Here is a 25,167-nt window from a genome sequence, read left to right on the forward strand (position 1 = left end):
ATGGGCCGTGGTTTCCGTCCGGTCAGCCGGCGGCGTGCGGGTCGATCATGGAGTGGGCGTAGACGATGCCCAGCCCGTAGGCGCCGCCGTGTTCCTTGACGATGCCGGTGGTGGCGGCGTACGTCTCGGTGCGTGCCCAGTCCCGCTGGAGTTCCAGGAGGACCTGCAGCCAGGTGACGGGGACGGCCCCGGCGGCGGTCATGCGCTGCAGGGCGTGCTCGTGGGCGGCGGGGGTGACGCCGGCCGAGGCGTCGGCGACGACGTAGACCTCGTAGCCCTGGTGAAGGGCGGACAGGGCGGGCAGGACGAGGCAGACCTCGGTCCACAGCCCGGACAGGATGATCTTGCTACGGCCGGTGGCCTTGACGGCCTCGACCAGAACGGCGTCCTCCCAGGGGTTCATCGAGGTCCGGTCGACCGTGTCGTGCTCGGGGAAGACCTCGCGCAGCTGCGGCAGGATCGGCCCGGAGAACGACTCGGCAGCCACCGTGGACAGCACCACGGGGACGTCGAAGGCGCGGGCGGCCTTCGCGAGGCCGACGGTGGCGTTGATGACGGCATCGCGGTCGGTACTGGCGGCGCCGAAGAACATCTGCGGCTGGTGGTCGACGAACAGCATCATCGCGTTGTCGGGGGTGATCAGGTCCGGGCTGGGAGTGGCGCGCACGGCGTCGAGGTCGAGGGTGAAGCCGGTCATCAGGAAGTCCTCTCGGTGGTGGTGGACGTGCGGGTCGAGGGGGTGCGGCCTGGGGGTGGTGGGGGTACGGAGCAGGGGTCGTCCGCCGGGGCGGGCTGTGCGGGGACGGGGCCGCGGGCGGCACGCCGGCGGCGGTGCTCCTCGGACTCGGCGGCGGTCTCGGCCGGCGGTTCCACCTGCCGCGCACCGGCGACGGCCGGGGACGAGGTGGCCTGGTCGCCGCCGAGGGGACCGTAGGCCGTCCCGGCGCGGCTCCAGGACGTGGTTCAGCCCGCCGCGGACGGCTCAGGCGCCGGCGAGGGCCCGTCGCAGCGTGCCGGTGGCGAGCTCGATCGCCGACTGCGCCGCATGGGTCCCGCGCAGGGCGTCGAGCATGACGAAGTCGTGGATGGTGCCCTGGTAACGGACCGCGGTGACGGGCACTCCGGCGGCGCGCAGTCCGTTCGCGTACGCCTCGCCCTCGTCGCGCAGGACGTCGGCCTCGGCGGTGATGACGAGGGCGGGCGGCAGACCGGTGAGCTGCTCGGTGGTGGCGCGCAGCGGGGAGACGGTGATCAGGGCGCGCTCGGTCTCGTCGGTCGTGTACTGGTCCCAGAACCACCGCATGGCGTCGCGGCGCAGGAAGTAGCCCTCGGCGAACCGCCGGTAGGAGCCGGTGTCGAAGGAGGCGTCGGTGACCGGATAGAACAGCACCTGCTGACGCAGGTGAAGGCCGCCGCGTTCTTTGGCCATCAGCGTGAGCGCGGCACTCATGTTGCCTCCGACCGAGTCGCCCGCCACGGCGATCCGTCCGGCGTCCAGGCCGTGGGCGGCGCCGTCGGTGACGATCCAGCGCGCGACGGTCCAGTTCTGCTCGACGGCCACCGGGTAGCGGTGCTCGGGAGAGAGGTCGTACTCGGGGAACACGACGGCCGCCTCGGCACCGACGGCGAGTTCGCGCACGAGCCGGTCGTGGGTGTGGGCGTTGCCGAAGACCCAGCCCGCGCCGTGGATGTAGAGGATCACGGGCAGCGGGCCGGACGCGCCCTGCGGCCGCACGACGCGGGCCCGGACCTCGCCGGTGGGTCCGCCGGGAACGGTCGTCCACTCCTCTTCGACGGCGGGCAGATCGACCGGGCCCGACTGGACCTCGTCGACGGCCTTGCGGCCTTCGGCCGGGGGGATCTGGAAGAGGAACGGCGGCTGGGCCGTGGCCCGGGCGAATTCGGCCGCGGCCGGTTCCAGGACCGGGTCGACATGTATGGGCGAGCTGGGGTCGGACATGATCCGGCCTTCCACTGGTGGCGGTCCGCCCGGCGGCAGGAGGCCGCCCGGCTCGACCCCCGCACGTGAACCGGGGGCGGTTTCGAAAGCTATCCGCGGCTCCACTGATCGGGTCGTCCCTGTGTGCAGGGATCCTGCCTGTGCGTGCACACTCCGCCTCCGGAGGGCCCGGGGCTGTCGGACACTGAAGTCCGGGAAACCGACAGGCCTTTCGAACGGGGGGCTTCATGTTGCTGCTGGACCTGGACGCCTACGCGCCGGAGGACCGCGCGGACGCCTTCCACCACGCGATGAACGACGCCTCGGTGCCCAACGACGTCGTCCACGAGGCGCCTGAAACGGGCATCCGGGCCCGGTTCGACGGATATCGCGTAGGTCCGCTCGACCTGTTCGAGATGCACAGCACAGGCTTCGAGGTCCGCCGGACGGACCGGCACGTCCGCCGCCACCGCGAGCGCCCGGTCGTCTCCGTGTCCCTCCAGACCCGCGGCATCCACCGCGCCGAGAACGCCGGCGAGCGCTATCTCCTGGGCCCGGACGACATCGCCGTCTTCCACGAACTCGCCCCCCGCCGCTACGGCTGGTCGGGCGAAGGAGCCTCCCGGGCCCTCACCATCGGCACGGAGCACCTCGGCGTCCCCGTCGACACCGTCGTCCGCGCCTCCGTACGCCTCCGGGCCAGCCCGGTCCACAGCCTCCTCCTGGCTCACCTGCGCACCTTGTGGGCCGAACCCGGCCTGCTGGAGACGGACCCGGGCGCCGCCGCGGTCGGCAACGCCACCGCCGAACTCCTCCGCGCGCTGCTGACCTCGGCCGCGTACGACGAAGACGACCGGCGCGTCAGGGCCGTCATGGACGACACCCTGACCCACCGCATCACCGCCTACGTGCGCCGCCACCTGACCGATCCGGAGCTGTCCCCGGACCGCATCGCGCACGCCCACGCGATTTCCCGGCGCCGGCTGTACGCCGTCCTCAAAGGGGCCGGCATTCGACTCGAACAGTGGGTCATCGCCGAGCGACTCGAAACCGCCTGCCGCCTCCTCGTCGCCCCGAACCACGCCGGCCTGCCCGTCTCCGCCGTCGCGGCGCGCTGCGGCTTCACCAGCCCCAGTCACTTCACCCGCCGGTTCCGCGCCGCCTACGGCGTCACTCCCCGGGAATGGCGCCGCCTGCGCGGCCAGGCCTCCGCGCGCACCTCCGCGCCCGGTCCCTGGGGCGGTTAGCGGCTCAGCCCCGGCGTTCGGGTGCCGCCGCTGGTCCTGGACGGCAAGGAGGCCCCGGCGGTCGCCGTCGCCCTGCGCGAAGCCGCGCTCAGCGGAGCCCTCGGCACCGGGACGAAGGGACATCGCGTTTCCCGGACATGAGGCATCACCGCCCCGCACCTCGAAAGCCCCGGTCAACGAGCTTTCCCCACCTCACGACGAAGGCGTGACAAAGAACGACGACGACCTTGGCGATGCCGGTCGTCCGGGCCGGTCATCCGGCCGGCGCCCGGGTGTCCGCGTTCGGGAGGACGACCCGGATGCCGAACCCGTACGTGCCGGTCGCCTCCGCGATGCCCATGAAGAGCAGGGCGAAGTGCTCCTGTCCCCGGGCCGTCTCGATGCCGCCCAGGTCGAGGAGGGAGCCGTCGGGCCAGCCCAGGTCGTGCAGAAGGCCGCGGACGGTCTCCTTCGCCGACGGGTCCTCGCCGGAGAGGAACACCGTGCTCGGCCCCTCCAGGGAGTCCGGCGCGACCATCGGCCCTCGGTCGATCGTGGAGAAGGTCTTCACCACGCGCGTGTCCGGGAAGGCCTGCTGGATCTCCTCGCCGAGGCTGACGAGAGGGTGCGAAAGCGTTCCGTCCTCCAGGAAGCCGACGGCGACGTCGAACAGGACCTTCCCCGCGAGCGCCGGAGCGCCGATCGTGTGGAGCAGGGCCACGGAGGCCGTGCCCGGGGTGGCGTTCACCAGCACCTCCGCGTGCGCGGCGGTTCCGGCGGGAGCGTCGATCCGCACCCCCGCCCCGATGAGGTCCTCCAGTCTCTTCGTCAGCTCCGGGTCGTCGGGCCGGCGCGACCCGACGACGACGTCGTGGCCGGCCCGCGCCCAGCCGCCCGCGAGAGCCCGCCCCACATGTCCTGTTCCGAGGATTCCGATTCGCATGCCGTTCATCCTGGTGCCGCCGCCCCGTCCTCGCCTCGGCCCCTGAACCCCCACCGCATCGGCCATTGGTCCTAGGCGTGTTGTTCTGCGGGCTCGTTGGCGCGGCTGACGCATGGGACCCCGTCCGGCACGGCTTCCCTGCCGCACCCTGCCGGTGAGGGTCATTCCGTCGGCGTACCGATCCTCAGCCGGTTGCCGTCGGGGTCGCGCAGCTCGATCTCACGTGCCCACGGAGCGTCCTTCACCTGCACACCGAACTCGGAGGCGACGGCCTCGACATCACGCATGCGGAGGTAGACCAGCGTGTCGGGACGAGCATCCCCCTTGTGCTCCGACAAGAACAACCGCACCCCGCCCCGGGCGACCTCGACGAACGCGGGGAACCCCGACTCGAAGCGGTGTTCCCACTGCTTGGCGAAGCCCAGCCGTTCGTACCACGCGACCGCCGCCGCGGCGTCCTCGACGCGGAGAACGGGAATGACTTCTTCGTCCATGCGGTCATCGTCGCAGATAAGCAGACCACCCAGGGCGAACGTTGCCTGGTGCGGTACTGGGCCGTCTCTTTCGGATCATGCTTGGGCGGTATCCCGTTCTGCTTGCAGCCAGTTGAGTTGCGCCTCGCTGAGCGGTGGCTCAAAACCTCCAGGGAACATGAGCATGAGCGGCTGTGCCCACATGCTTTCGGGCCCGTGCTCTTCACAGTGCAGAGCCACGAGATGCGGTCCCTCCCCGCAAGCCTCGCGCTGGTAGAAGCGGTCATGCGTCTGGCTCACCAACGGTCGGTCCATCGTTGCCCCTCATCGGCCGCCGGCCCAGCGTAACGCTCGCAGGCTCCCGTGGAACGGCGAACGGGGTGGATCGACCTCCTGGACCGAGAACGCCGGCGGGCCGCGGGCACGGAAGGCGGAGAACTTGCCGTTGCCCTGCCCCGCGTAGGTGAGCAGCGAGCCCTGCTTGTCGAGCGTCCAGATGCCCCGGTTGCCGTCACCGTTCAGGTCGTCGGGACCGTCCCGCTCCGCCGAGCGGGCCGCGTAGAGCAGGTAGGCGGTGGTGTCGGAGCGGTTGCCGGGGCACTGCTCGTTGCGGGTGATCTCCTTGCGGTCCTTGTCGAGGACGATCAGGCCGGTGCGCTTCTCCTCGGTGCCCAGGGTGCTGACCAGCCGGCCGTTCTTCAGCTCGACGGCGACGCCGTGGTGGGGAGCCGCGGAGGTGTACGTGGTGGTGGCGGGCTCGCCCCCGGCGAGGTCGTGGGGGTCGAAGGAGGTGATCCGTCCGGTGCCGTCGGTGAACAGGACGGTCCGGTCCGCGTGCCGTACGACGTGGCCGGGCTTGGGGCCCTTGAACTCGATGTCGGTGAGCCGCTGGTCGACGGCGTCCATGACGCGGAAGCCCTCGGAGGTGGAGACGATGACGTGGCGGTCGTCGCCGGCGGGGTTGACGCGGTTGAAGCCGGCCATGGGCATGTCCTTGACGACCTTCAGGGTCCGGCCGTCCAGAACGTGGAGGCCGCCTTCGTAGGTGGCGACGAGCGGGTCGGTGACCGGCTTCGCCGAGGCGCCGGGCTTGTTCTGGTTCTCCTTGGTCTCGGTCCTGCCGGCGGGGTCGGTACCGCAGGCGGTCAGGGCGAGGGAGGTGGCGATCAGGAGGGTGACGCCTGCCGCGGCGCGCGAACGGATCGTGGTGGTCATGGGGTCTTCCTTTCGGTGCCCGCCGCGGGGCGGGCGGTGGGGGTGGGCGCGCCGAGGCCGTCGGCTATGGCCGTGGTGTTGGCGCGCATCATTTCCAGGTAGGTGGCGGCGCCCTCGCCCGGTTCCGTCAGGGACTCGGAGAACAGGGGCAGGACGCGTACGTCCACGGCGCTTTCGCGCTTGAGGGCTTGGGCGAGCCGGTCGGGCCGGGAGGAGTCGGCGAAGATCGCCGGCACCTTCGCCTCCTCGATCGCCGTGGCCAGGGACTTGAGGTCGGAGGCGCTGGGCGAGGCCAGGGTAGTGCCGCTGGGGATGACGGCCCCGACGACGCGGAAGCCGAAGCGCTGGGCGAGGTAGCCGAAGACGTGGTGGTTGGTCACCAGGTCGCGCTTGTCGTCGGGTATCGCGGCGAAGCGCTGACTCATCCAGGCCGAGAGGTCGGCGAGCTGCGCGTCGTAGCGGGCGGCGTTGGCCCGGACGACGGCGGCGTCGACTCCGTCGACGCGCTCGATCAGTCGGTCGGTGATGAGCCGGACCGCGGTGCGCACGCGGAGGGGGTCGGTCCAGAAGTGCGGGTCGGGCCGGCCGGCCATGTCGTCCGAGGCATAGGTGAGGGGATCGACGCCCTCGCCCACGGCGAGGGCGTCCACACCGGCTTCCCGCGCCGCTTCCACGTGGCGCAGGACGTTCTCCTCCAGGCCGAGGCCGTTGTGGACGATCAGGTCGGCCTGTTCGATCTTCGCCGCCTGGGGCGCGGAGACGCCGAAGGAGTGGGGGTCGGCGCCGGGCCCCATCAGAACGGTGACTTCGGCCTGGTCGCCGACGATCTCCCGGGTGATGTCACCGAGGATGTCGGTGGTGACCACGACGCCCGGACGCTGCGCGCCGGTGGTGGTGGTGCAGGCCGTGAGTCCCAGGAGCAGCGTGCCGACGAGGACGAGGGCGGCGGCGAGAGCGGTGGGACGGTGCCGGTGGTGAACAAGGTGCGTCATCGTCCGGTCTCCACCATGTGCGACGGGGTGAAGTCCAGGGAGAAGGTGCGGGCGCGGCGCAGCCGGTCGTTGAAGTCGATCTCGTACACCGCGCGTCCGGCCGGGTCGTTGACATAGGCGCGGCCGGTGTCCGTCTCGATGACCGGTGCCGGGCCGCTGGAGGCCCGCGACAGCAGCGGCGTACGGCTCGTGCGCCTGCCCGTGGCCGGGTCGTAGGCGCTCAGGTGTCCGTCGGCGCCGAGGGCGAGCAGCGGGGTCCCTTCTCCGGCCGTGTTCACGGCGGTGACGGGGCCGGTGTCGATCCGTTTCCAGCTCGGCCCGGTGACGTCGAGGATCCAGGCCGCGTTCCGCCCGGCCCGGGCGGCGAGGGTCGTGCTCCCGGCCCGGTGACGGAATTCGACGGCCCGCTCGGCCGGCGCCACGGATGTGCCGTAGGGGATCTTCCGCGCGGTGAACGCACCGCTGCCCTCGCTGATCAGCAGGGCTCCGTCGGCACAGCCCAGCACCACGCCGCGGCGGGTGAGCGCCGTGCCACGTGGTTCGGAGCAGGCCTGGTTCAGGGAGGAGACCGGTCTGCCGTCGCGGGCGCGGATCTCGACACGGTCGCCGGCGGCACCGGGCACGATCAGGTGCCCCTTGTAGGGGACCACGGGCGCGGTGGCACCGGGCAGGACCCGGCCCGCACCGGGCCGCGCGTCCTCCAGTGCCTCGCGGTCGAGCAGGCGGACCGAGCCGTCGCCGAAGGACAGGGCGGTGACCACGGGATCGGAGTGGGCGCGGACCGGACCGGTACTCCCGACCCGGCCCGCGCGGCGGATCTTCGCGCGGTAGTGGTGCACGTGGTCGCCGTGGTCCACCGTCCAGGCGCCGCCGTCGACGATCTCGGTACCGACGCCGGTGGCGAGGTAGGCGAAGCGGTCGTCGGCGGTGACGCCCTTGACGGGTCCCACCGCCCCGAGGGTGGTGGTGTCCTCGGTGATCAGGTCCAGGACGCGCACCGTACCGGTGGCGGCATCGGCCATGACCAGGCGGGACTGTCGTTCGGCGGACTCCCGCGCGCCTTCGACACGGCCGTGCGGGACCGCTTCCTTCGCTTCGTCCCCGGCCTGTTCCGGCTGGTCGCCGCCGGAGCATCCCGAGGCGAGCAGGCAGGCGGTGAGGATCACCGCGGTGGAGGTCTTCCTGAGATCGATCACGAGGGCACCTTGTCCGTGCGCGGTCCGGGCCGCGCGATGAGGGTGAATGCGCGCCGGGTCGGCCGGGAGCGGCTGCCCAGGCATCCGGCGGCGAGGTGGGAGAGCAGGAACTGCAGGACCGCGACGGCCGAGACGGTCGCTCCGGCCGCGGTTCCCGCGTGCCAGGACACCAGCAGCCCCAGGAACACCGCGACGGAGCCGAGGACTGCCGCGCCGGCCATGATCACGGGGATGCGGCGTGCCCACGGCAGCACCGTCGCCGGCGGTGCGATGAGCAGGCCGAAGACGAGCAGGGTGCCCACGATGTGGAAGGAGGTGACGATCGCCAGCGTCAGCAGACCGAGAAGGGCGGCGTGGGCCGCCTTCGGCCGCAGTCCCAGCGTGTGGGCCTTGCGCTCGTCGAACGCCAGGGCGACGAAAGGCCGGTGGCCGAGGAACGAGACCATCAGGGCCAGGACGAGGGCGATCCCGAGGAGAACGAGGTCGCCCCGGCGGACGGCGAGCACGTCGCCGAACAGGAACCCGGTCAGGTCCACCGCGAAGGACTGCGAGCGGGAGACGATGATCACCCCCAGCGACAGCATGCCGACGAAGAGCAGTCCGATGCTGGTGTCCTGGGACAGCCTGGGCGATCTGCCGACCGCCGTGACGCCCACGGCCATGACGACCGCGCTCACCGCCGCTCCGGCCGGCAGATTGCCTCCCAGCAGGGAGGCCAGGGCGATCCCGGGCAGCATCCCGTGCGACATCGCGTCGCCGAGGAACGCCATCCCCCGCAGGACCACCCACGTACCGGCGAGGGCGCAGATCAGCGACACCAGTACGCCGCCCCACAGAGCCCGCTGCACAAAGCCCACCTCGAAGGGGGCCACCAACCATTCCATGGAGCGGGACCATATAATGAAAATGATTATCAATACAAAGGAGGTGTGCCGTGACCGGCTCGCGCTCGGCATCGCAGGTGTCGCTCAGGGACGTGTCGGCGGGTTACGCCCGCACCGGCGTCCTGTTCCGACTCGACCTGGAGATACCGTCCTTGGCGGTGACCGCGGTAATGGGACCGAACGGGTCGGGCAAGTCGACCCTGCTGGGCCTTCTGGCCGGGGTGATCCCGGTCGCGTCCGGCACGGTGGTCCACCGCACGGCCGTGCGGCCGGCCTTCGTGATGCAGCGCAGCGCGGTGGCCGATGCCCTGCCGCTCACGGCGCGGGAGGCCGTGGCCATGGGACGGTGGGGCCGGCTCGGCCCCTTCCGGCGCCCTTCCGCGAAGGACCGCGAGGCGGTGGAGACGAGCATGGAACGCCTGGACGTCGCCGACCTCGCGGAACGGCAGTTGGGCGAGCTGTCGGGAGGACAGCGCCAGCGCGTCCTGGTCGCGCAGGGCCTGGCGCAGGGAGCCGATCTCCTGCTACTCGACGAACCGGCCGGCGCTCTCGACGGCTCGGCCCGTGAAACGATCGCGCGGGTCCTCGACGAGGTGACGGGCGAGGGAGTCACGGTCGTCCAGGCCACGCACGACATCACGGCGGCCCGCGGGGCGGAGCACTGCGTACTGCTGGACGCCGGCCGAATCGCTGCGGCAGGTCCTCCCTCCGAGGTCCTGGGAGGAGTGGAACCGGAACGCGTGACGCGGCCCTTCGGGGAGTGAGTGGTCTTCGGCTCCGCGCCGACGCGCGGTGAGGGGCGGGGCGGCCGTCGCGACGTCGGCACGCGGGAGGTGCGGGGCCGGACGACAGGTATCTTTCGGTCCGAACATCAGGCAATCGGAGTGGCATGCAAAAGACAGGCGCACGGTCAGAGGACTCGTACGGGGGCATAGTGGACGACGCGGCTCCTGTGGTCGCCGACGAGACCCCCGTCCGCGGCTCGCCCCTCTTCTGGCCCCTGATCCTTCTCGGGGCGGCGGTGCTTCCCGGGACCCTGGTCGTCGTCATCGGCCTGTGGGGCGACGAGCCGGCCGTGCAGGCCTGGCGGAACGTCTGTCTCTCCATCTGCGTGCAGGCGTTGCCGTTCCTGCTGCTGGGAACGGCCCTGTCCGGCGCGATCAACGCGTTCGTGCCGGCGAGGGTGTTCGACCGGGCGCTGCCCCGCAGACCCGTGCTCGCCGTCCCGGTGGCCGGAGCGGCCGGGGTCGTACTGCCCGGGTGCGAATGCGCGTCGATACCCGTCGCCAAGAGCCTGATCGGCCGCGGTGTCACGCCGGCCGCCGCCTTCGCGTTCCTGCTGTCGGCTCCGGCCGTCAACCCGGTCGTCCTGACCACGACGGCCATCGCCTTCCCCGGCAACCCGTCCATGGTCGTGGCCCGGCTGCTCGCCTCGCTCGCCACGGCCGTCGTGATGGGCTGGCTGTGGCTCGCGCTGGGGCGGGAGAAGTGGCTGCGGCCGACCGTGCGCCACACGGGACACCGGCCGGGACACAGCCGCTGGACGGAGTTCCGGCTCGGCTTCCAGCACGACTTCCTGCACGCGGGCGGCTTCGTCGTCGTCGGGGCCATGGCCGCGGCCACCTTCAACGTCGCCGTCCCCGAATCCGTACTCGACGCGTTCTCCGGCTCGCCCTGGCTGTCCGTGCTGTTCCTGGCCGCGCTCGCCGTCCTCCTGTCGGTGTGCTCGGAGGCCGACGCGTTCCTCGCGGCCTCGCTCACCGGCTTCTCGCCCGTCGCACGGCTGGTGTTCATGGTGGTCGGACCGATGGTCGACCTCAAGCTGATCGCGCTCCAGGCGGGCACGTTCGGCCGTGCCTTCGCCCTCCGCTTCTCCGCCGCGACGGCGGTCGTCGCCATCCTGTGCAGCACGCTCGTCGGAGGAATACTGCTGTGAAGCGCTCCCCGCAGGCGGTCCTGCTCGTCCTCAGCGGCACCGGTCTGCTGCACATCTCGCTCTTCACCGACCTCTACCTGAGGTACGTCAAGGAGTGGATGCGTCCGATGCTGATCGCGTCGGGGGTCCTGCTGCTCCTGCTCGGCGTGGCCGACGCCTGGTCGCACCGCGGGCCGGGTCCACGCCGGGACGAGGGCGAGCGGGGTGCGCACGAGGACCACGACGGTCACCGTCACGACCACTCCGGTGTGCCCCGGGCGGCCTGGCTGCTCCTCCTGCCCGCGCTGAGCATGCTCCTCTACGCCCCGCCGGCCCTCGGCGCCTACACCGCCTCCCGGCAGACCTCCAAGGCGGTCGTGCGGCAGGACGACTTCGAACCGCTGTCGGCGACCTCGCCCCTTCCGCTGACCCTCGGCGACTTCACCAGCCGCGTCCGGCAGGACCGCGAACAGGCCGTCGAGGGACGCAGCGTCCAGATGACCGGATTCGTCACGCCCGGCGAGCGGGGCGAGGGCTGGGACCTGACCCGGCTCCTGATCAATTGCTGCTCGGCGGACGCCCAGGCGGTCAAAGTACGGATCCACGGGAGCGAGGCCCCGCCCGCCGACACGTGGGTGACCGTCGTGGGCACCTGGCACGCGGGCGGAACCCTCGGTACGAGTTCCGCCGCGGTCGCGCTCGACGCTCGTACCGTCAGCGAGGTCGACCGTCCGACGAACTGGTACATGGACGCCCTTCCGTCGCCCCTCCCCCGCTGAGGCGACGGTCCACCGGTGGGTGGTGGGAGATGCCGCTCCCCACCACCCACCGGTGGCCGCGCGGGTGCCGGTTCAGCAGCCGCCGCAGTTGTAGAAGGTCACGTCCCAGTGGTTGCCCTCGTCGGCGTAGACGTTGCCCGCGCCGGACTTCCACTGCGGGGCCCCGTCGCCACGCACGCCGATGTAGGTGAAGGTGTTCTTGACGTAGTTGGTGAGGCAGGTGGCCTTGCCGAAGTCCAGCTTGTAGCCGTTCCAGTGGGAGTACGTGCCGCTCGCGTGCCCGGTCTCGGTGCCGCCGGTGATGTTCAGGCCGCAGCCGCTGGCGCTCTTGAGGGTCTGGGCGCCCTGGGCGGTGGCGAGGTTGAGCTGGTCGAAGGAGGTGCAGGTGGGGTTGTTGCGGTTGGAGCAGCCGCCGGAGGAGGACCAGGTGATCCCGGACGACTGGAACCGCGAGGTCGCGGCGGAGTGACTGATCTTGGTGACCGCGTGGGCCTCCCCGGCGGAGGTGAGGGCGCCGACGCCGGGCGCGAAGAGCGCGCCCAGGACGAGGGCGAGGGCGGTCAGGACGGAGCGGAGCTTCATCGGGGGTTCCTCCGGTGGTGGGTCGGACGGCGTGGCCGCGCCCGTTGCGCTACGCGCGTCACAGGAGGGCGCGGCCGCGCCTCGTGGAGTTTCGTCCGGGTGGGTCAGGCGACGGAGCGGAAGGCCGGCAGGTATCCGCCGGAGTGGCCGGCGGCGGTGGGGTGGTAGCTGTTGGAGACGGGCACCGTGACGCTGTGGAGCCAGGCGTTGCCGGAGCAGATCTCGTGCCCGGTGAACTCGTCCACGACGCTGGAGTAGGCGAAGCCCGCGTTGGCGGCCTGCTTGGCGAGCATGGCGTTGAGGGCGTCGCTGCCCCGGTTGATCGCGGTGCGTTCGGTCTCGCTCAGGCCGGCGATGCAGCTGCCGTTCAGCTGGTAGAAGCGCGGGTAGCCGAGGACCACGACGCGGGCCTGGGGCGCGCGGCTGCGGATGGCGCCGTAGAGCGACGAGAGGCTGCCGGGAAGGCTGCCGTTGACCTGCGCGATGGCGTTGTTCACCGCGTTGACGCAGGTCGCCTCGCTCTGCAGCACGCAGGTCTGCATGACGTCGGCGAAACCGACGTCGTTGCCGCCGGCGGTGACGCTGACGAGCGTGGTGGAGCTGTTGAGCGGGGCCAGTTGACCGCTCTTCACCGTGCCGGTCGTCGCCCCCGAGCAGGCGGTGAAGGCGAACGAGGCGGGGGCGTTGGCCGCCGCCCACAGGGACGGGTAGGCCTTGCTGCTGCGCTGGCAGCTGCCGCTGTCGGACAGGTAGCTGCCGGCGCCCACCCCCGAGGAGTAGGAGTCGCCGAGCGCGACGTAGCGCGCCCCGGCCGCCGCGGTGGCGGAGGCGGGTTGGACGAGGCCCACGGTAGCGGCCGTCAGAAGCAGAAGCGTCAGCAGACCGGACCTGAAGCGAGGTGTGGACATGACAAGCGACTCCTTGAGGATGAGGGGCGACACTCTTCTAGCAGGCCACTTGGCTCAAGGGATAGATGTGCGGAGTAGTTTGCTCCTGTTCAGATCCTCCAGAGGTACAGACCACCCACCCTCCATGACGATCACTCAGGAGCCTCGCTTCGGCCACGATCGCCCGGACGGACGAACGCTTCCTGTACGTACGGCGGACACAGGCGGTCGCACAGGGAAATCCAGCCCCGCCACCCCCCGATGCGCATGAATCCGGCCACGTGGCAGATCGGGTGAATGACCATCATTGCCGTGCGCCCGCGGAGTTCGAACCACCGCCGCCACCGCCGTCCGAAGCCTTGAGCAGGAAACCCTCACAGAGGCACAGGGAGATCGCGCGGGGCGTCGGCCATCCGTCCGCCGGCGCCCCGTGGTTGCACCAGCACCTTTTCGGATCCGGGCCGCGGCAAGCGGCGGACCGGAGCCCACCCTCAGGCAGGACCGCACTTCCCGCCCGTTCGAGTCGGGCCGGGACGGGGCAAGGACCGGAGGGGAACTTCCGGTCCGCAATCACCTTCTGCAACTTTCTGATGATCTTTCAGCGGTGGACGAAAAGATCGTTTCTCATTTGTTCGATCTCGTTGGGTGCGCTCCACGGCCCGGACGCGCGTAGAGCGGCCGAAAGGACACCTTGCGGCACCCCGGCACGGAGTCAAGGATTCCCCCAAGCAATTGACAGGTTCATGGCGGCCACCACCGCCGACCCGTGCTCCAGCGGGCCGCTCACCCAAACGGCCCGACCACCCCCACCGGAGGATCAAGTGAACCGATCGTCACGTCGCGTCAGGATCACCCGAGGAAGCCGGCTGATCGCCGTGCTCGGCGCCCTCGTGGCCGCCTCGGCCCTGACCGCCCCCACCTCCTCGGCGCAGCAGGCCGACACCGCGCGGGCCACCTCCGCGGCACTGGCCACCACCAGCAGCGCCGTCCTCCAGGCCGACGTGGCCGGCACCGCCTGGTACACCGACCAGGCCACCGGAAAGGTCGTCGTCACCGTCGACTCCACGGTCTCCCAGGGCGAGATCGCGACCCTGCGCAAGGCCGCCGGCGACAACGCCGGGAACCTGAGGATCGAGCGGACCGCCGGGAAGATCGACAAGCTCATCGCCGGCGGCCAGGCCATCTACGGCGGTGGCGGCCGCTGCTCCCTCGGCTTCAACGTGCGCAGCGGCAGCACCTACTACGCCCTGACGGCCGGCCACTGCACCAACGGTGGCAGCACCTGGTACACCAATTCCGCCCAGACCACCGTGCTCGGTTCCCGGACCGGCACCAGCTTCCCCACGAACGACTACGGCATCATCCGTCACTCCAACGCCTCCGCCGCCGACGGGCGCGTCTACCTCTACAACGGCAGCTACCGTGACATCACGGCCGCCGGCAACGCCTACGTCGGGCAGTCCGTCCAGCGCAGCGGCAGCACCACCGGTCTGCGCAGCGGCACCGTCACGGGCCTCAACGCCACGGTCAACTACGGCAACGGCGACATCGTCTACGGTCTGATCCAGACCAACGTCTGCGCCGAGCCCGGCGACAGCGGCGGCGCCATGTTCTCCGGGACCACCGCCCTCGGCCTCACCTCCGGCGGCAGCGGCAACTGCTCCAGCGGAGGCACCACGTTCTTCCAGCCCGTCACCGAAGCGCTCAGCGCCTACGGCGTCAGCGTCTTCTGATCCCTGATCCGGCGGTGCCGGGGCGGTCCCGTTCGCGGGGCCGCCCCGGCACTGCGGACAAGGGCGACGGCGTTCCCGCTCCTTCGCGTCCCGACACCCCTTCTCGTCCCGCAGGACCGTCTCCCCCAGACACCGAGAAACCCGGCACCGAGAAAGCGAGGATCCACCTCATGACTTCGCCCACTCGCTTCAGACGGGCGCGTACCGCGCTGTACGGCACGGCCCTGGCCGTCGTCGTGGCGCTGGCCGGCCAAGCGCTGCCGGCAGCCGCGCACTCCGCAGGCGGACCCGTGACCACGGTCGATCCGGCTTTCGCGCGGGCCGCCACCGCCTACGACGTGCCCCGGGACCTCCTGGTGGCCGTCGGATACGGCGAGACCCGACTCGACCACCACGACGGCCTGCCCAGCCAGGACAACGGCTACGGCATGATGCACCTGGCCAGCAATCCGATCCAGCACTCGCTGGAGAGGGCCGCCCGGCTCACCGGCGCGACCGTCACCGAACTCAAAGAAGACCCCGCCGCCAACATCCGCGGAGGCGCCGCCGTCCTGCGGGCGCTGGCCGACGACGCGGGTCTGGGCCCCGCCGACAGGCGTCGCGTCGACGCCTGGTATCCGGTCGTCGCCCGCTACGGCGCGCCCCGCAGCGACGCGGCAGCCCGTTCGTACGCCGATGCCGTCTACGACATCCTCAACCAGGGTGCCCGCGCCCGCACGGCCGGCGGCGAGGAGATCGGCATCGCTCCGCGACCGGTCGCGCCCGAGCGGGGCAGGTACGCCGACACCGTCCCCGAGGGCCTGCAGGCCTCCACCGACTACCCGCCGGCCCTGTGGGTCCCGGCCTCCTCCAGCAACTACAGCGCAGGCCGCAGCTCCGCCGTCACGAAGGTGGTCGTCCACGTCACCCAGGGATCGTACGCGGGCTCGATCAGCTGGTTCCAGAACCCTTCCTCGCAGGTGAGCGCCCACTACGTCATCCGCTCCTCCGACGGTCAGGTGACCCAGACGGTACGCGAGCGGGACACCGCCTGGCACGCTCGTTCCGCCAACGCCTCTTCGGTGGGCGTGGAGCACGAGGGGTACGTCAGCAATCCGGCGTGGTTCACCGATGCCATGTACCGCTCGTCCGCCGCGCTGACCCGCCACCTCACGAGCAGGTACGGCATCCCACGCGATCGGGCGCACATCGTCGGCCACAGCGAGGTCCCGGGCAACGACCACACCGATCCCGGTCCGAACTGGAACTGGACCTACTACATGAGCCTGGTGCGTGGCGACACCGGTACGGGGAAGTCGTTCCCCACCTGGGGAACGGACGTGAACATACGGCAGCAGGCCACCACCACCTCCACCCGCGTGGCCACCCTGCCCGGCCCCACGACCGTCCGCGTCACCTGCCAGGTCCGCGGACAGAGCGTCACCTACAACGGCCGCACCAATGACGCCTGGTCCTACCTCCCCGACTACGGCGGCTACATCTCCAACCTCTTCATCGACGTGCCCGAGGCCTGGCTCCCCGGGGTACCCACGTGCTGACTCCGCCGTGGCAGCGGGACCACCGCCGCCCCTGTGGGTCTGCCGGACGTCCACGGTCGCACGATGGAGGTCAACGGGGCGGGAAGGGCGCGAGGTCGAGCTCCCACTGGTCGGCGGCACGAAGCAGAGCGTCCGTGTCCATCCGCACCTCCACGGCGTACTGGTACATGCCCGTGCTCTCGTCGCCCTGCCGCCATGGAGGTGCGGCCTCCGACGACAGGTGAACGCGAATCACTGCCCTGGCCTCGCTTCGATCACTTCGATCACTTCGATCGGCGAGGCTGAAGGCCAGGACCGGCTCGATGAACCAGGTGTCCGGGCACAACTCGCCATCGGGGTCGCGGCCGGTCACGGGCACCGTCTCCGCCGCCACCGCGCGCAGCCAGGCGCTCACCTCACGCGCCTCGTCGGTCAGCAGACAGGGATCGGCGAAGGACCAGTCGCCCCCGGGAGTCGTCACCTTTCCACCGATGACCAGCCAGTTGTCATCGTATGGATCGCCCGGGGCGGCTGGGAACCGATAGCGGAGGGGATGGAGTTCGACGCTGCTCGTGTGATCGCTCAGAAGCACTGCCACAGGATGTCAGATCCGGCCCGGTGAGCCCGGGTCACGGGGGATCAGCGGACGATGAACGGCTCGGTCAGGTGCGGGGTCGCGAGGTGGAGGGTGTCGGCGGTCCGGCTGTGCAGCACCTGCCGCCTCGATGCCCTCGCCTGCTCGGGGTCCAGCTCGTGGACGTAGGCGATCTCGGGGTGGAGCAGCTGGATGGCGTGCACGAGCAGGTCGCCGGTGACGGCGACCTGCTCGCGCCCGGACTCGACGAGCACGCTCTGGTGTCCGGGTGTGTGACCGGGCGTGGCGAACACGCGCTCGCCGCTGCGCAGCGGGGTGTCGCCGTCGAGCAGGCGCAGCTGATCGGTCCCGCGGAGCGGGTCGATCACGGTGGACCGCAGCTGCGGGTTGACCTCCGCGATCGCGTCGAGTTCGGCCCGCTGCAACAGGTACTCCGCGTTCGGGAAGAACGGCCGTGCCCGCTCGCCGCCGACGACCGCCCAGCCGACGTGGTCGGTGTGGAGGTGCGTGAGCACCACGGTGTCCACGTCGGCCGGTTCGATGCCCGCGGCGGCCAGCGACGCCGGGAGTGCCCCGGGCACGGGCGCCCATGAGGCCGCCGGGCCGTCGGCCGGGCCGATCCCCGCGTCGACCAGCGTCACCCCCTGGTCGCTGCGGATCGCGAACGTGCGGAACTGGAGCCGCCAGCGCCCGTCGGCGTCGAGCGCGCCGGGATCGAACCGGTCGGCCGCCGCCCACTGCTCGGTGGTGGCATCGGGGAACGCTTCCCCTCGGGGGGAGAAGAAGGGACCCGCGCCGTCGGCGAGCGCGATGACGGTGTAGGGACCGATCCGAAGAGAAGGCGGCATCTCCCAGATACTGCCATCGGTGGGCGGCCCGTGACCAGGGCGTTCGCCCCGGGGTTCGCCGCAGGTCGTGGGCGGCTCTCGGAAGCCGTCGCCCCGTCGGCGGACGGCTCCGGCCGATGGCCTGCCGTCCCGGCCGGCGACCCGTAACTCCCTTGTGAGACTGAACGCGTGAGGTCAGGGCCGCCGGACGCGGTGCTCGTCGAGGACCTTCCGCGCGACCCGTACGAGGTGGGCGTTGTCCTGTGCGTCCGAGCCGTCCGGCAACGTCAGTACGTCCTCCAGACCGATCCTGGTGTCCAGTCCCAGGCCGGCCGCCACGCGCAGCACGGTCCAGGCTCCGCCGTCCTCGCCGTGCAGCAGCAGGGGCACCGCCGGCCGACCTCCCAGCTCGCGCACCAGGGCCGTGGCCGTGTCGGCGGCCGTGACGGGGTCGGTGTCGGTCACCTCGGCCAGTATCCGCAGCACCCGGTGGGCCTGTGGCCAGGAGCGGAACCGCCGGGCGCCGTCGGTGCCCGACCAGACACCGGCCTCGATGCCGACCCCGCGCTCCAGGAGCACGCCGGCCACCGCTTCGGCGCCTTCTTCGTGCCAGTTCACGGAGGCGTGGTCGGGCAGAACCGTCCAGGACCGGATCAGCTCGGCCCGCCTTCCCGGATCCGGTACCGCCCAGTCTCCGGTGGTGACCCCGACCCGCACCCCTTCCGGGACGACGGCACGCACCGCGCTCACCGCCTCACCCACCACCCGGGGCTCCAGCGAATCGACGCCGTCGGCCCCCTTGGGGTGCAGGTGGACGTCCTCCGCTCCGGCCTCCACCGCACGTGCGGCCTCGATCGCCAACTCCCCGGGGGTGACGGGAACCCGGCGGCTCTCGCTCCGCCTCCGCACTCCGTTCAAGCACACCTGCAGCATGGACCGAACTCTGCCAGACACCGCCGACGACTTGCACGGCCCGTGCCCGACGAGCACGCGACGACGCTCACAGCGGGGGGCGGAACCCGCGTCAGACCTCGATGCAGGCGCCGAACGCCATCGCCCTCCGGCGGCCGGTCCGGCCCTGATCCCGTGCCGAGACCCGAGCGGGAGGGGTCGTGCACGGAAATTCGCCGGCCGTTCGCGAGCCGTCCTCGCCCGTGGAGGACTCCCGTTCGGTCTGAGCGGGGACCGTCGGGCCGCCTCGTCCATGACACCCCCAGAACGGAATCCCGTGACTGCATCGACCGCCCGCCGTCGGCGTCGTGTCCTTCCCCGTCTCCTCGTCGCCGCGTCTCTGCTGGCCGTGGGCGCCCTGTCCGGCGCGCCCACGGCGCACGCGGCCGCGTCCGACGACATACGCGTCAACGAGGTGGTGACCACCGGCGACGTCAACGACTCGATCGAGCTGTTCAACAAGGGCGCCGCGACGGTCGACGTCTCGGGCTGGATCCTGAAGGACGACGACAAGGACCACATCTTCAAGATCGCCTCCGGGACCACGCTGGCACCGGGCGGGTACCGGACGTTCGACGTCAGCGGCACGTTCGGCCTGGGCTCTGCCGACCAGGCCCGTCTCTACCTGGCGGACGGCAGGACGCTGGTCGACAGCTTCTCCTGGAGCACCCACTCCGCCCCGTCCTGGTCGCGCTGCCCCGACGGCACCGGCGCCTTCGGGCGGGCGGCGGCCGTGACCCCCGGCGCCCCGAACGCCTGCGGCACCGGAGGGGGTTCCACGACCCCGGTGGCATGGCCCGGCAGCAGCAGCGTGTCCACGGCGGACGGCTCCAACGTGTTCGGCCAGGACCTCAGCGGCCTCTACCAGGAGGGCGGTGTGCTGTGGGGAGCGCAGAACAGCGGCAAGCTGTGGCGCCTGGTGCGGGACGGCTCCGGCGGCTGGAAGCCGGACACGGCCGGCGGCTGGTCCTCCGGCAAGACCCTGCGCTTCCCCGGCGGCTCCGGCAGCCCGGACGGCGAGGGCGTCACGGTGACCGGCTCGGGCTCGGCCGGCGGGGTCTTCGTCGCCGCCGAGCGCAACGGTGACGCCTCCGGCACCAGTCGCCTGTCGGTGCTGAAGTACGACGTCGGCGGATCCGGCTCGTCGCTGACCGCCGTCAAGGAGTGGAACCTCACCTCCGACCTGCCCCCGACCGGCTCCAACCTCGGTCTGGAAGGGATCACCTGGATCCCCGACACCGCGCTGACCGGTGCCGGGTTCGAGGACGCCTCCACCGGCACGGCCTACGACCCGGCCCGCTACGGCGCCCACGGCGGCGGGGTGTTCTTCGTCGGCGTCGAGGGCACCGGCACGATCCACGGCTACGTCCTGGCCGACTCCGGCTCGTACACCCGCGTCGCCTCCTTCGGCAGCGGCATGTCCGGTGTGATGGAGCTGCAGTGGGAGCCCCAGGCGTCGCGCCTGTGGGCGGTGTGCGACGACACGTGCGACGGCCGTCACCGCACCCTGCGGATCGACGCCGGCGGCACCTTCGTCACGGCCGCCGTCCACAACCGTCCCGCCGGCATGCCCAACTACAACAACGAGGGCTTCTCCCTGGCCGGGGCCGACGAGTGCGTGGCCGGTTCCAAGCCCGTCTACTGGTCCGACGACACCAACGACGGAGGCCACGCCCTGCGCAGGGGCACCGTCACCTGCTGACCGCCCCGCCGTGTCTCCTGGCCGACAAGACCCGGGGGACACGGCTTCGTCCGGCGCCGCCCACCCGGCGGAGCCGTGCCCTTCTCAAGAGCGCGGCTCCTACCGGCGGCGCGGGGATCCGGGCCCGCACCGGGTGGACCAGCCGCCGGCCGGCGACAGCCGCTCTCCGCCGGCCCGTACGACGACGAGCCTGTCGCCTTCGAAAGAGATGCGATCACCGGCAGCCGGGAAAAGCGGGCTCGCCGGCTCGAAGGCGTATCCGTCGTCCGTCTCGAGATCCTCGACCAGTACCCGTCGCGGGATCGGCGTGGTTCCGTCGGCCACCAGGCGCATGCCGAAATCCTCCCACACGGCCCGTGACCGCCCCGCCCCGACGAAACGGCCGGCCAGCGACCTCGACGTCGAAGGACGGGGCGGCCGGGGCGTCAGCCCCGGGGCACCGCGATGTGCGCCTCCATGGGCGTGGCGGTCGGCGTGTAGCGGGACGCGGCGGGCGCGGTCGGGACCAGGTCCCGGTGGATCACCTTGGCCACGGCCTGGATCGTGCTCACGCCGTAGTTCATCGTGCTGTTGCCGTCGGTGAGCACGGAGACGGTGTAGTCGTGGCCGCCGCCCTTGAACGTGCCGATGCTGTGCACGCGCCAGCCGCGCGTGGCGCGCTGCAGCCAGCCGTTCTTGACGTGCACGGACACGGAGGAGGGCGCGCCGGCCGGGGTCCCCCACTTCTGGGAGGTGACGACGCTTCCCATGAGCTTGAGGATGTAGGCGCGGGAGTTGTCGCTCAGGACGGTGTTCTTGGCGGTGATCAGCGAGAGCAGCCGCTGCTCGTCGGTGACGTTGATCTGGGTGAGCCCCCAGTAGCCGTCGGCCCCCGGCACCGTCCGCGTCATGCCGGCGGCCGACAGGAAGCCCTTCACCTTGGTGATGCCGAGCTGCTTCCACAGGGAGGTGGTGGCCGCGTTGTCGGACTTGGTGATCATGGCGTTGGCGAGGTCGGACTCGCGTGCGGTCAGATAGCGGTTGGTCTTCTTGGCGTCCCACAGGAGCGCGGCGAGGACGGTCACCTTCACGACGCTGGCCGAGTCGTACGAGGTCGTGGCGCGCAGGGTGCAGGTGGTGTTCGTGGTGCGGTCGTGCAGGCCGACGGCGACGGTGCCGGTGCGCGTGGCGAGGGCGGCGGTGATGTCCTTCTGGAGCTTGGCGGCGAGGCCGGCCTTTCCGGACGTGCAGCTGACCTGCGGCGGGGCGGCGGAAGCGGGTGCCGCGCCCGCGACGGCGACGGGCACGAGGACCCCGGCGGTGATCACGGCCGGAAGCACGCGGGTGCGTAGGGATATGCGGTGAGTCATGTGGATTCCCCCTGAAAACGGAACGAACACGCCTGCGGCGCGCTCGCCCTACATGACTCCTGAGCGTGCGGATGGTTGTACGAATCCGTCGAATCTCGTGATCGCGGTCGTTCGGGATCCCCTGTCAGCGAACCCGGTCGCCCTTCGGCCCGATGTCTTTGATCCTGGTCGGCGTACCCTCCGGGGCGAATGCGTGGTGGAAGGTGAAGGCGTGCGGCGCGGAGCCGTGGTCGTGGAGGTGTTCCAGCCTGGAGACCCCGTCCCGCCAGGTGGGTGTCACGCCGTCGGACACCCACCAGATCACGTGGCTCGGGCGTCCTGTCCTCTCGAACCAGTCGTAGCGCCTGCTCAACGCCTCGCGGTGCAGACCTGTGTGAAGGGCGTCGAAGGCGGAATGCGGGTCGGTCCAGAGGGAGAGGGTCGCGTCCAGGGCGGTGGTTTCCGCCGTGCGGCCCTTGCCGTACCAGGTCGGTACGGCGAAATCTCCCCATTCGCCCCAGTCCAAGTCGAAGTGCGTGCCCCGGGCTCCGCCCTTCGCTTCAGCACGAGCGAGGTATCCGGGGTGACGGCTGATCTCCTGGTAGACGGCCTTGCCTCTGGCGTGGAGTTCGCGCGTGAGAGGTGCGGGATCGGTGAGAGGTGACTTCAGGACACCGAATGTGTACAGCGCAAGACGGGGCATGTGTCTCTCCCTGGCGGATCGGCGGCCGGTTCGGGACGGGCCGCCTTGACGGCCACGGTACGTCCGCCCCGGGACCGTGCCAGGTACACCGTCCCCGTGCCACCCGCGCCCAGCTCGCGCTCCACGGCGCAGTCGCCGATGCGCTCCGGAAGGTTCACGCTCCACCCCCTGTGTGGCGCCTCCCCCGTCGCGATGCCGCAGGTCAGGCGGACGTGCCACAGACCCCCCGGCCAGGCCGTCTCCCGTGGATCGCTTCCGTAGGACCTGGGTGTCGGTGCGGTGTGGGAGGGTCCTGGGCATGACGACGCCGGAAAGCCTTGGCCGAGCACTGCCCGAGATCGTCGGACGCGATACGTTCGACGCCCTCGTCATCAGGACCGACTTCAGCGACGACGAGTCGTGGAACGCGGTGGTCGGGGAACTGCGCCTGCCGTGGGGACCGGCCGGTGAGTTCCCCGCGAAGGTACGGGCGGTCGATGCGCCTGCTTGGTCGGGAGCGACGGCCGACGAGGTTCTCGCCGCGGTGGACGGGGATGAGTTCCTGAGCGTCGTCTTTGTCGCCGACCGCGACACGACGCGGTCGCCGGCACGGGCCCTGCTGGCTCTGACCACGACCTGGGAGGACGAGGGCGACCTCGATCCCGTCTACTACCAGGAACTCATCGAGTCGCCGCAGCCCCGGGAGTTCCGTGCCGTGCCCGCCGCGGTGCACGAGATCCACACGAACCTGACGCTCGGCAACATGGACTTCGCGGAGTTCGCCGCAGCGGCTTCGAGAGAGCCTGATCAGGTGATGCGGCCTGTCTGACCGGTGCAGCGGACAGCCACGGAGGGTTGCCGTGACGGTGGCGTGGGTGCCGGTGTCAGGACTCGATGCCGTCCAGGGCGCTGTCGGGGATCCAGGAGCCGTGGATTCCGGCGGTCACACGGCGGGGCAGGTGGACGGTAGCGACCCGGTCGAGGCCGGAGGCGTCCAGGACCAGCAGCTGTGAGGCGTCCTGCTTGAGGTCGGAGACGACGGTGAGCAGATAGCCGTCGTCCTCGTCGGTGGCGCCGGCCGCGGGGACGAACACCGCCTCGCTGGGCAACCGGGCGTCGCCGACCTGGTGGATGCGGCGCGCGCCGGTGACGCGGTCGTACTTGACGACGCCGTAGCCCCCGAAGCCCTCCTGGTCGGGGAAGGACACGGCGTACTGGTAGCGGTTCTCGATGCCCGAGTAGTTCTCGTTGAGGGTCGGGAACTCCACGGCGAGATCGTCGATGATCTGCTCGTCGACGGTGCCGGCGCCCGGGTCGACCACCCAGCGGCGGGTGTAGGAGCGGGCGTTGGGTTCGGTGCCGCGCCCGGGAGCGCCGGTCCACCAGTTCCAGGAGAGTTCGAACCCCTTGCGGTCCACGGTGGGGCCTTCCAGGACGATGCGGCCCCGGCCGTCCTCGTACGCGTTGGAGACGTGCAGCATGTTGCCGGGCTCGATGGAGAACCAGCGGACGTGCCGGGCGCCGTCGTCACCGCGCGGCATGACTCCGATGCGGGAGGGCTGCCGGTCGCTCCAGGCGTAGGGGATGCCGGAGTGCTCGGTGGGGTCGAAGGTCACGTTGCCCTCGACGAAGACCACGTGGTGGCGGGTGAGGGCGAAGTCGTGCTTGAGCGCGGCGGTCGCTCCCGGGACCTCGGCACTGCGGACGATCGCGCCCTTGGCGTCGGAGACGTAGTGCGTCAGGTGGGGCGGGAACGGCGAGGAGCCGAAGAAGTGGAGCTCTCCCGTGCGGGGGTCCTCCTTGGGGTGGGCGGTCATGGCGGTGCGCAGCCGGCCGTCGAAGTCGTAGGCGCCGACCGTCTCCAGGTCCGGGGTCAGTTCGAAGGGGAGGTTCGCCTCGCACAGCGCGAGCAGTCGTCCCGCGTGCTCGATGACGTGGGTGCCGGCCGTGCTCGCGGTCAGGTCCGGGCCGTGTTCGGTCATGTAGGGGGCGCCGTCCAGGGCGGGGGTGTGCACCCAGCGGTTGCGGTACCACTCGGCGCGGCCCTCGCGGAGCCGGATCCCATGGACCATGCCGCTGCCCTTGAACCAGTGGGCCGGGGTGACGCCGGGCTTCGGGTTGTGGCTGTTGCGGATCAGCCGGCCGGTCAGCTCGGTGGGCAGGGTGCCCTCGACGGTGAGGCCGGTGGCGGTGATCTCGTCGGCGACGGGGGTGTAGTGGCCGGTGAGGTAGGGGGCGCTGGTCATGTTCGGGTCCTCGGATTCCGTTGGCTGCCGTTGTGGGAGGGGTGGGGCGGTGTGGACGGTGTGGACGGTGGAGCGTGGGGGTGGGCGCGGTGGCGTGCGGGTTCAGCCCGTCTGTTCGGCGTGGGCCTTGAGGTCGTCGAGCCAGTTCTCCAGGGAGGCCTTCAGGGCCGCGGCGAGTTCGTCGGTCGCGGCGTCGACGGGGGCGCCGCTCCAGGACTCCTCGGTGCGGACGAGGACTCCCGCGTCCGTCTGCTCGAAGGTCCACGCGTGGATGCCGACGATGCCTTCGACGGTTCCGCCCCAGACGATGCGTCGCATGGGGAGGAGTTCGCGGAGGGTGGAGGTGATGTCCAGTCCGTGGGTGCACCAGGTGAAGGTGCTGCCGACGACTGCCGGACCGTCGAGCTCGGCGCGGTCGATGCCGGTGTTCCAGGCCGGCCAGTCGTCGATGTCGGTGTGCAGCGACCAGACGGTGGAGAGCGGGGCGTCGATCACCGTTGCCAGGCGGACGACGACGGGGGCGGTGGTGTCGATGGTGGGCATACGTTTTCCTTG

The 25,167-nt window shown here is 71.1% G+C and carries 26 protein-coding genes; 8 read left to right on the top strand and 18 right to left on the bottom strand.

Annotated features, from left to right (window positions below; translation table 11 throughout):
* Positions 1–22: 22 nt before the first annotated feature.
* Positions 23–697, bottom strand: a complete 675-nt coding sequence (locus tag ACWGSR_RS08505) for a hydrolase (RefSeq protein WP_376231184.1) — start codon at positions 695–697, stop codon at positions 23–25.
* A gap of 285 nt (positions 698–982) precedes the next feature.
* Positions 983–1,960 (bottom strand): alpha/beta hydrolase, encoded by a 978-nt coding sequence (locus tag ACWGSR_RS08510; RefSeq protein ID WP_453564666.1) that lies wholly within the window; start codon positions 1,958–1,960, stop codon positions 983–985.
* Positions 1,961–2,187: 227 nt separating this feature from the next.
* On the opposite strand from ACWGSR_RS08510, the gene ACWGSR_RS08515 reads away from it, so the two are divergent.
* A complete protein-coding gene (locus tag ACWGSR_RS08515) occupies positions 2,188–3,186 on the top strand; it encodes an AraC-like ligand-binding domain-containing protein (protein WP_453564669.1) in 999 nt (332 codons plus the stop codon).
* Between the two features lie 253 nt (positions 3,187–3,439).
* Here the strand turns inward: ACWGSR_RS08515 and ACWGSR_RS08520 are convergent, their stop codons facing one another.
* The 6 genes from ACWGSR_RS08520 to aztB form a co-directional block, all read right to left on the bottom strand.
* Entirely contained in the window at positions 3,440–4,108 is a 669-nt protein-coding gene (locus ACWGSR_RS08520) for an NADPH-dependent F420 reductase (RefSeq protein WP_453564672.1), read from the bottom strand.
* A gap of 161 nt (positions 4,109–4,269) precedes the next feature.
* Positions 4,270–4,602 carry a glyoxalase superfamily protein gene (locus ACWGSR_RS08525; protein ID WP_453564674.1) on the bottom strand — a complete coding sequence of 111 codons (333 nt, stop codon included), beginning with the start codon at positions 4,600–4,602 and terminating at the stop codon, positions 4,270–4,272.
* 303 nt (positions 4,603–4,905) lie between these two features.
* Positions 4,906–5,796: a hypothetical protein gene (locus ACWGSR_RS08530; RefSeq protein WP_453564676.1), complete on the bottom strand. Its 891-nt coding sequence runs from the start codon at positions 5,794–5,796 to the stop codon at positions 4,906–4,908.
* On the bottom strand, positions 5,793–6,788 hold the full coding sequence (gene aztC, locus ACWGSR_RS08535; protein WP_453564678.1) for a zinc ABC transporter substrate-binding protein AztC: 996 nt from the start codon (positions 6,786–6,788) through the stop codon (positions 5,793–5,795). Before aztC ends, ACWGSR_RS08530 begins: the two co-directional genes overlap by 4 nt.
* Positions 6,785–7,981, bottom strand: coding sequence for a hypothetical protein (locus tag ACWGSR_RS08540; protein WP_453564907.1), 1,197 nt, complete (start codon positions 7,979–7,981; stop codon positions 6,785–6,787). The genes aztC and ACWGSR_RS08540 overlap by 4 nt, the downstream gene beginning before the upstream one ends.
* Positions 7,981–8,868, bottom strand: a complete 888-nt coding sequence (aztB, locus tag ACWGSR_RS08545) for a zinc ABC transporter permease AztB (protein WP_453564680.1) — start codon at positions 8,866–8,868, stop codon at positions 7,981–7,983. Before aztB ends, ACWGSR_RS08540 begins: the two co-directional genes overlap by 1 nt.
* A 50-nt stretch (positions 8,869–8,918) precedes the next feature.
* Here aztB and aztA point away from each other — a divergent pair, with 50 nt between their 5' ends.
* From aztA to ACWGSR_RS08560, 3 genes are all read left to right on the top strand, one after another.
* Positions 8,919–9,632 carry a zinc ABC transporter ATP-binding protein AztA gene (gene aztA, locus ACWGSR_RS08550; protein ID WP_376231175.1) on the top strand — a complete coding sequence of 238 codons (714 nt, stop codon included), beginning with the start codon at positions 8,919–8,921 and terminating at the stop codon, positions 9,630–9,632.
* A gap of 125 nt (positions 9,633–9,757) precedes the next feature.
* Positions 9,758–10,804: a permease gene (locus tag ACWGSR_RS08555; protein ID WP_376231174.1), complete on the top strand. Its 1,047-nt coding sequence runs from the start codon at positions 9,758–9,760 to the stop codon at positions 10,802–10,804.
* Positions 10,801–11,562, top strand: coding sequence for a TIGR03943 family putative permease subunit (locus tag ACWGSR_RS08560; RefSeq protein WP_453564684.1), 762 nt, complete (start codon positions 10,801–10,803; stop codon positions 11,560–11,562). The genes ACWGSR_RS08555 and ACWGSR_RS08560 overlap by 4 nt, the downstream gene beginning before the upstream one ends.
* A 72-nt stretch (positions 11,563–11,634) precedes the next feature.
* On the opposite strand, the gene ACWGSR_RS08565 is transcribed toward ACWGSR_RS08560, so the two are convergent.
* On the bottom strand, positions 11,635–12,144 hold the full coding sequence (locus ACWGSR_RS08565; RefSeq protein WP_376231172.1) for a hypothetical protein: 510 nt from the start codon (positions 12,142–12,144) through the stop codon (positions 11,635–11,637).
* 104 nt (positions 12,145–12,248) lie between these two features.
* Entirely contained in the window at positions 12,249–13,052 is an 804-nt protein-coding gene (locus ACWGSR_RS08570) for an SGNH/GDSL hydrolase family protein (RefSeq protein WP_376231171.1), read from the bottom strand.
* Between the two features lie 800 nt (positions 13,053–13,852).
* Here ACWGSR_RS08570 and ACWGSR_RS08575 point away from each other — a divergent pair.
* Both ACWGSR_RS08575 and ACWGSR_RS08580 read left to right on the top strand, forming a co-directional pair.
* A complete protein-coding gene (locus ACWGSR_RS08575) occupies positions 13,853–14,764 on the top strand; it encodes a S1 family peptidase (RefSeq protein ID WP_376231170.1) in 912 nt (303 codons plus the stop codon).
* A gap of 170 nt (positions 14,765–14,934) precedes the next feature.
* Positions 14,935–16,302, top strand: coding sequence for an N-acetylmuramoyl-L-alanine amidase (locus ACWGSR_RS08580; protein ID WP_453564689.1), 1,368 nt, complete (start codon positions 14,935–14,937; stop codon positions 16,300–16,302).
* Between the two features lie 70 nt (positions 16,303–16,372).
* Here the strand turns inward: ACWGSR_RS08580 and ACWGSR_RS08585 are convergent, their stop codons facing one another.
* From ACWGSR_RS08585 to ACWGSR_RS08595, 3 genes are all read right to left on the bottom strand, one after another.
* On the bottom strand, positions 16,373–16,873 hold the full coding sequence (locus ACWGSR_RS08585; RefSeq protein WP_453564691.1) for a WapI family immunity protein: 501 nt from the start codon (positions 16,871–16,873) through the stop codon (positions 16,373–16,375).
* A gap of 47 nt (positions 16,874–16,920) precedes the next feature.
* The gene (locus ACWGSR_RS08590) at positions 16,921–17,724 is read right to left on the bottom strand and encodes an MBL fold metallo-hydrolase (protein ID WP_376231167.1); all 804 of its coding nucleotides are present in this window, start codon (positions 17,722–17,724) and stop codon (positions 16,921–16,923) included.
* Between the two features lie 174 nt (positions 17,725–17,898).
* Entirely contained in the window at positions 17,899–18,636 is a 738-nt protein-coding gene (locus tag ACWGSR_RS08595; protein ID WP_453564694.1) for a 3-keto-5-aminohexanoate cleavage protein, read from the bottom strand.
* A gap of 295 nt (positions 18,637–18,931) precedes the next feature.
* Here ACWGSR_RS08595 and ACWGSR_RS08600 point away from each other — a divergent pair, with 295 nt between their 5' ends.
* Entirely contained in the window at positions 18,932–20,356 is a 1,425-nt protein-coding gene (locus ACWGSR_RS08600; RefSeq protein WP_453564696.1) for a lamin tail domain-containing protein, read from the top strand.
* A gap of 99 nt (positions 20,357–20,455) precedes the next feature.
* Here the strand turns inward: ACWGSR_RS08600 and ACWGSR_RS08605 are convergent, their stop codons facing one another.
* The 3 genes from ACWGSR_RS08605 to ACWGSR_RS08615 form a co-directional block, all read right to left on the bottom strand.
* Positions 20,456–20,689 carry a hypothetical protein gene (locus tag ACWGSR_RS08605; protein ID WP_453564699.1) on the bottom strand — a complete coding sequence of 78 codons (234 nt, stop codon included), beginning with the start codon at positions 20,687–20,689 and terminating at the stop codon, positions 20,456–20,458.
* Positions 20,690–20,781: 92 nt separating this feature from the next.
* Positions 20,782–21,705, bottom strand: a complete 924-nt coding sequence (locus ACWGSR_RS08610; protein WP_453564701.1) for a serine hydrolase — start codon at positions 21,703–21,705, stop codon at positions 20,782–20,784.
* A gap of 124 nt (positions 21,706–21,829) precedes the next feature.
* Entirely contained in the window at positions 21,830–22,387 is a 558-nt protein-coding gene (locus ACWGSR_RS08615; protein ID WP_453564704.1) for a DUF3291 domain-containing protein, read from the bottom strand.
* Between the two features lie 298 nt (positions 22,388–22,685).
* On the opposite strand from ACWGSR_RS08615, the gene ACWGSR_RS08620 reads away from it, so the two are divergent.
* The gene (locus tag ACWGSR_RS08620) at positions 22,686–23,195 is read left to right on the top strand and encodes a DUF6924 domain-containing protein (RefSeq protein ID WP_453564707.1); all 510 of its coding nucleotides are present in this window, start codon (positions 22,686–22,688) and stop codon (positions 23,193–23,195) included.
* Positions 23,196–23,250: 55 nt separating this feature from the next.
* Here the strand turns inward: ACWGSR_RS08620 and ACWGSR_RS08625 are convergent, their stop codons facing one another.
* Both ACWGSR_RS08625 and ACWGSR_RS08630 read right to left on the bottom strand, forming a co-directional pair.
* On the bottom strand, positions 23,251–24,612 hold the full coding sequence (locus tag ACWGSR_RS08625) for a carotenoid oxygenase family protein (protein WP_453564710.1): 1,362 nt from the start codon (positions 24,610–24,612) through the stop codon (positions 23,251–23,253).
* 102 nt (positions 24,613–24,714) lie between these two features.
* Positions 24,715–25,155 carry an SRPBCC family protein gene (locus ACWGSR_RS08630; RefSeq protein WP_453564712.1) on the bottom strand — a complete coding sequence of 147 codons (441 nt, stop codon included), beginning with the start codon at positions 25,153–25,155 and terminating at the stop codon, positions 24,715–24,717.
* Positions 25,156–25,167 lie beyond the last annotated feature (12 nt).

This window comes from Streptomyces sp. NPDC055632 (assembly GCF_053618675.1).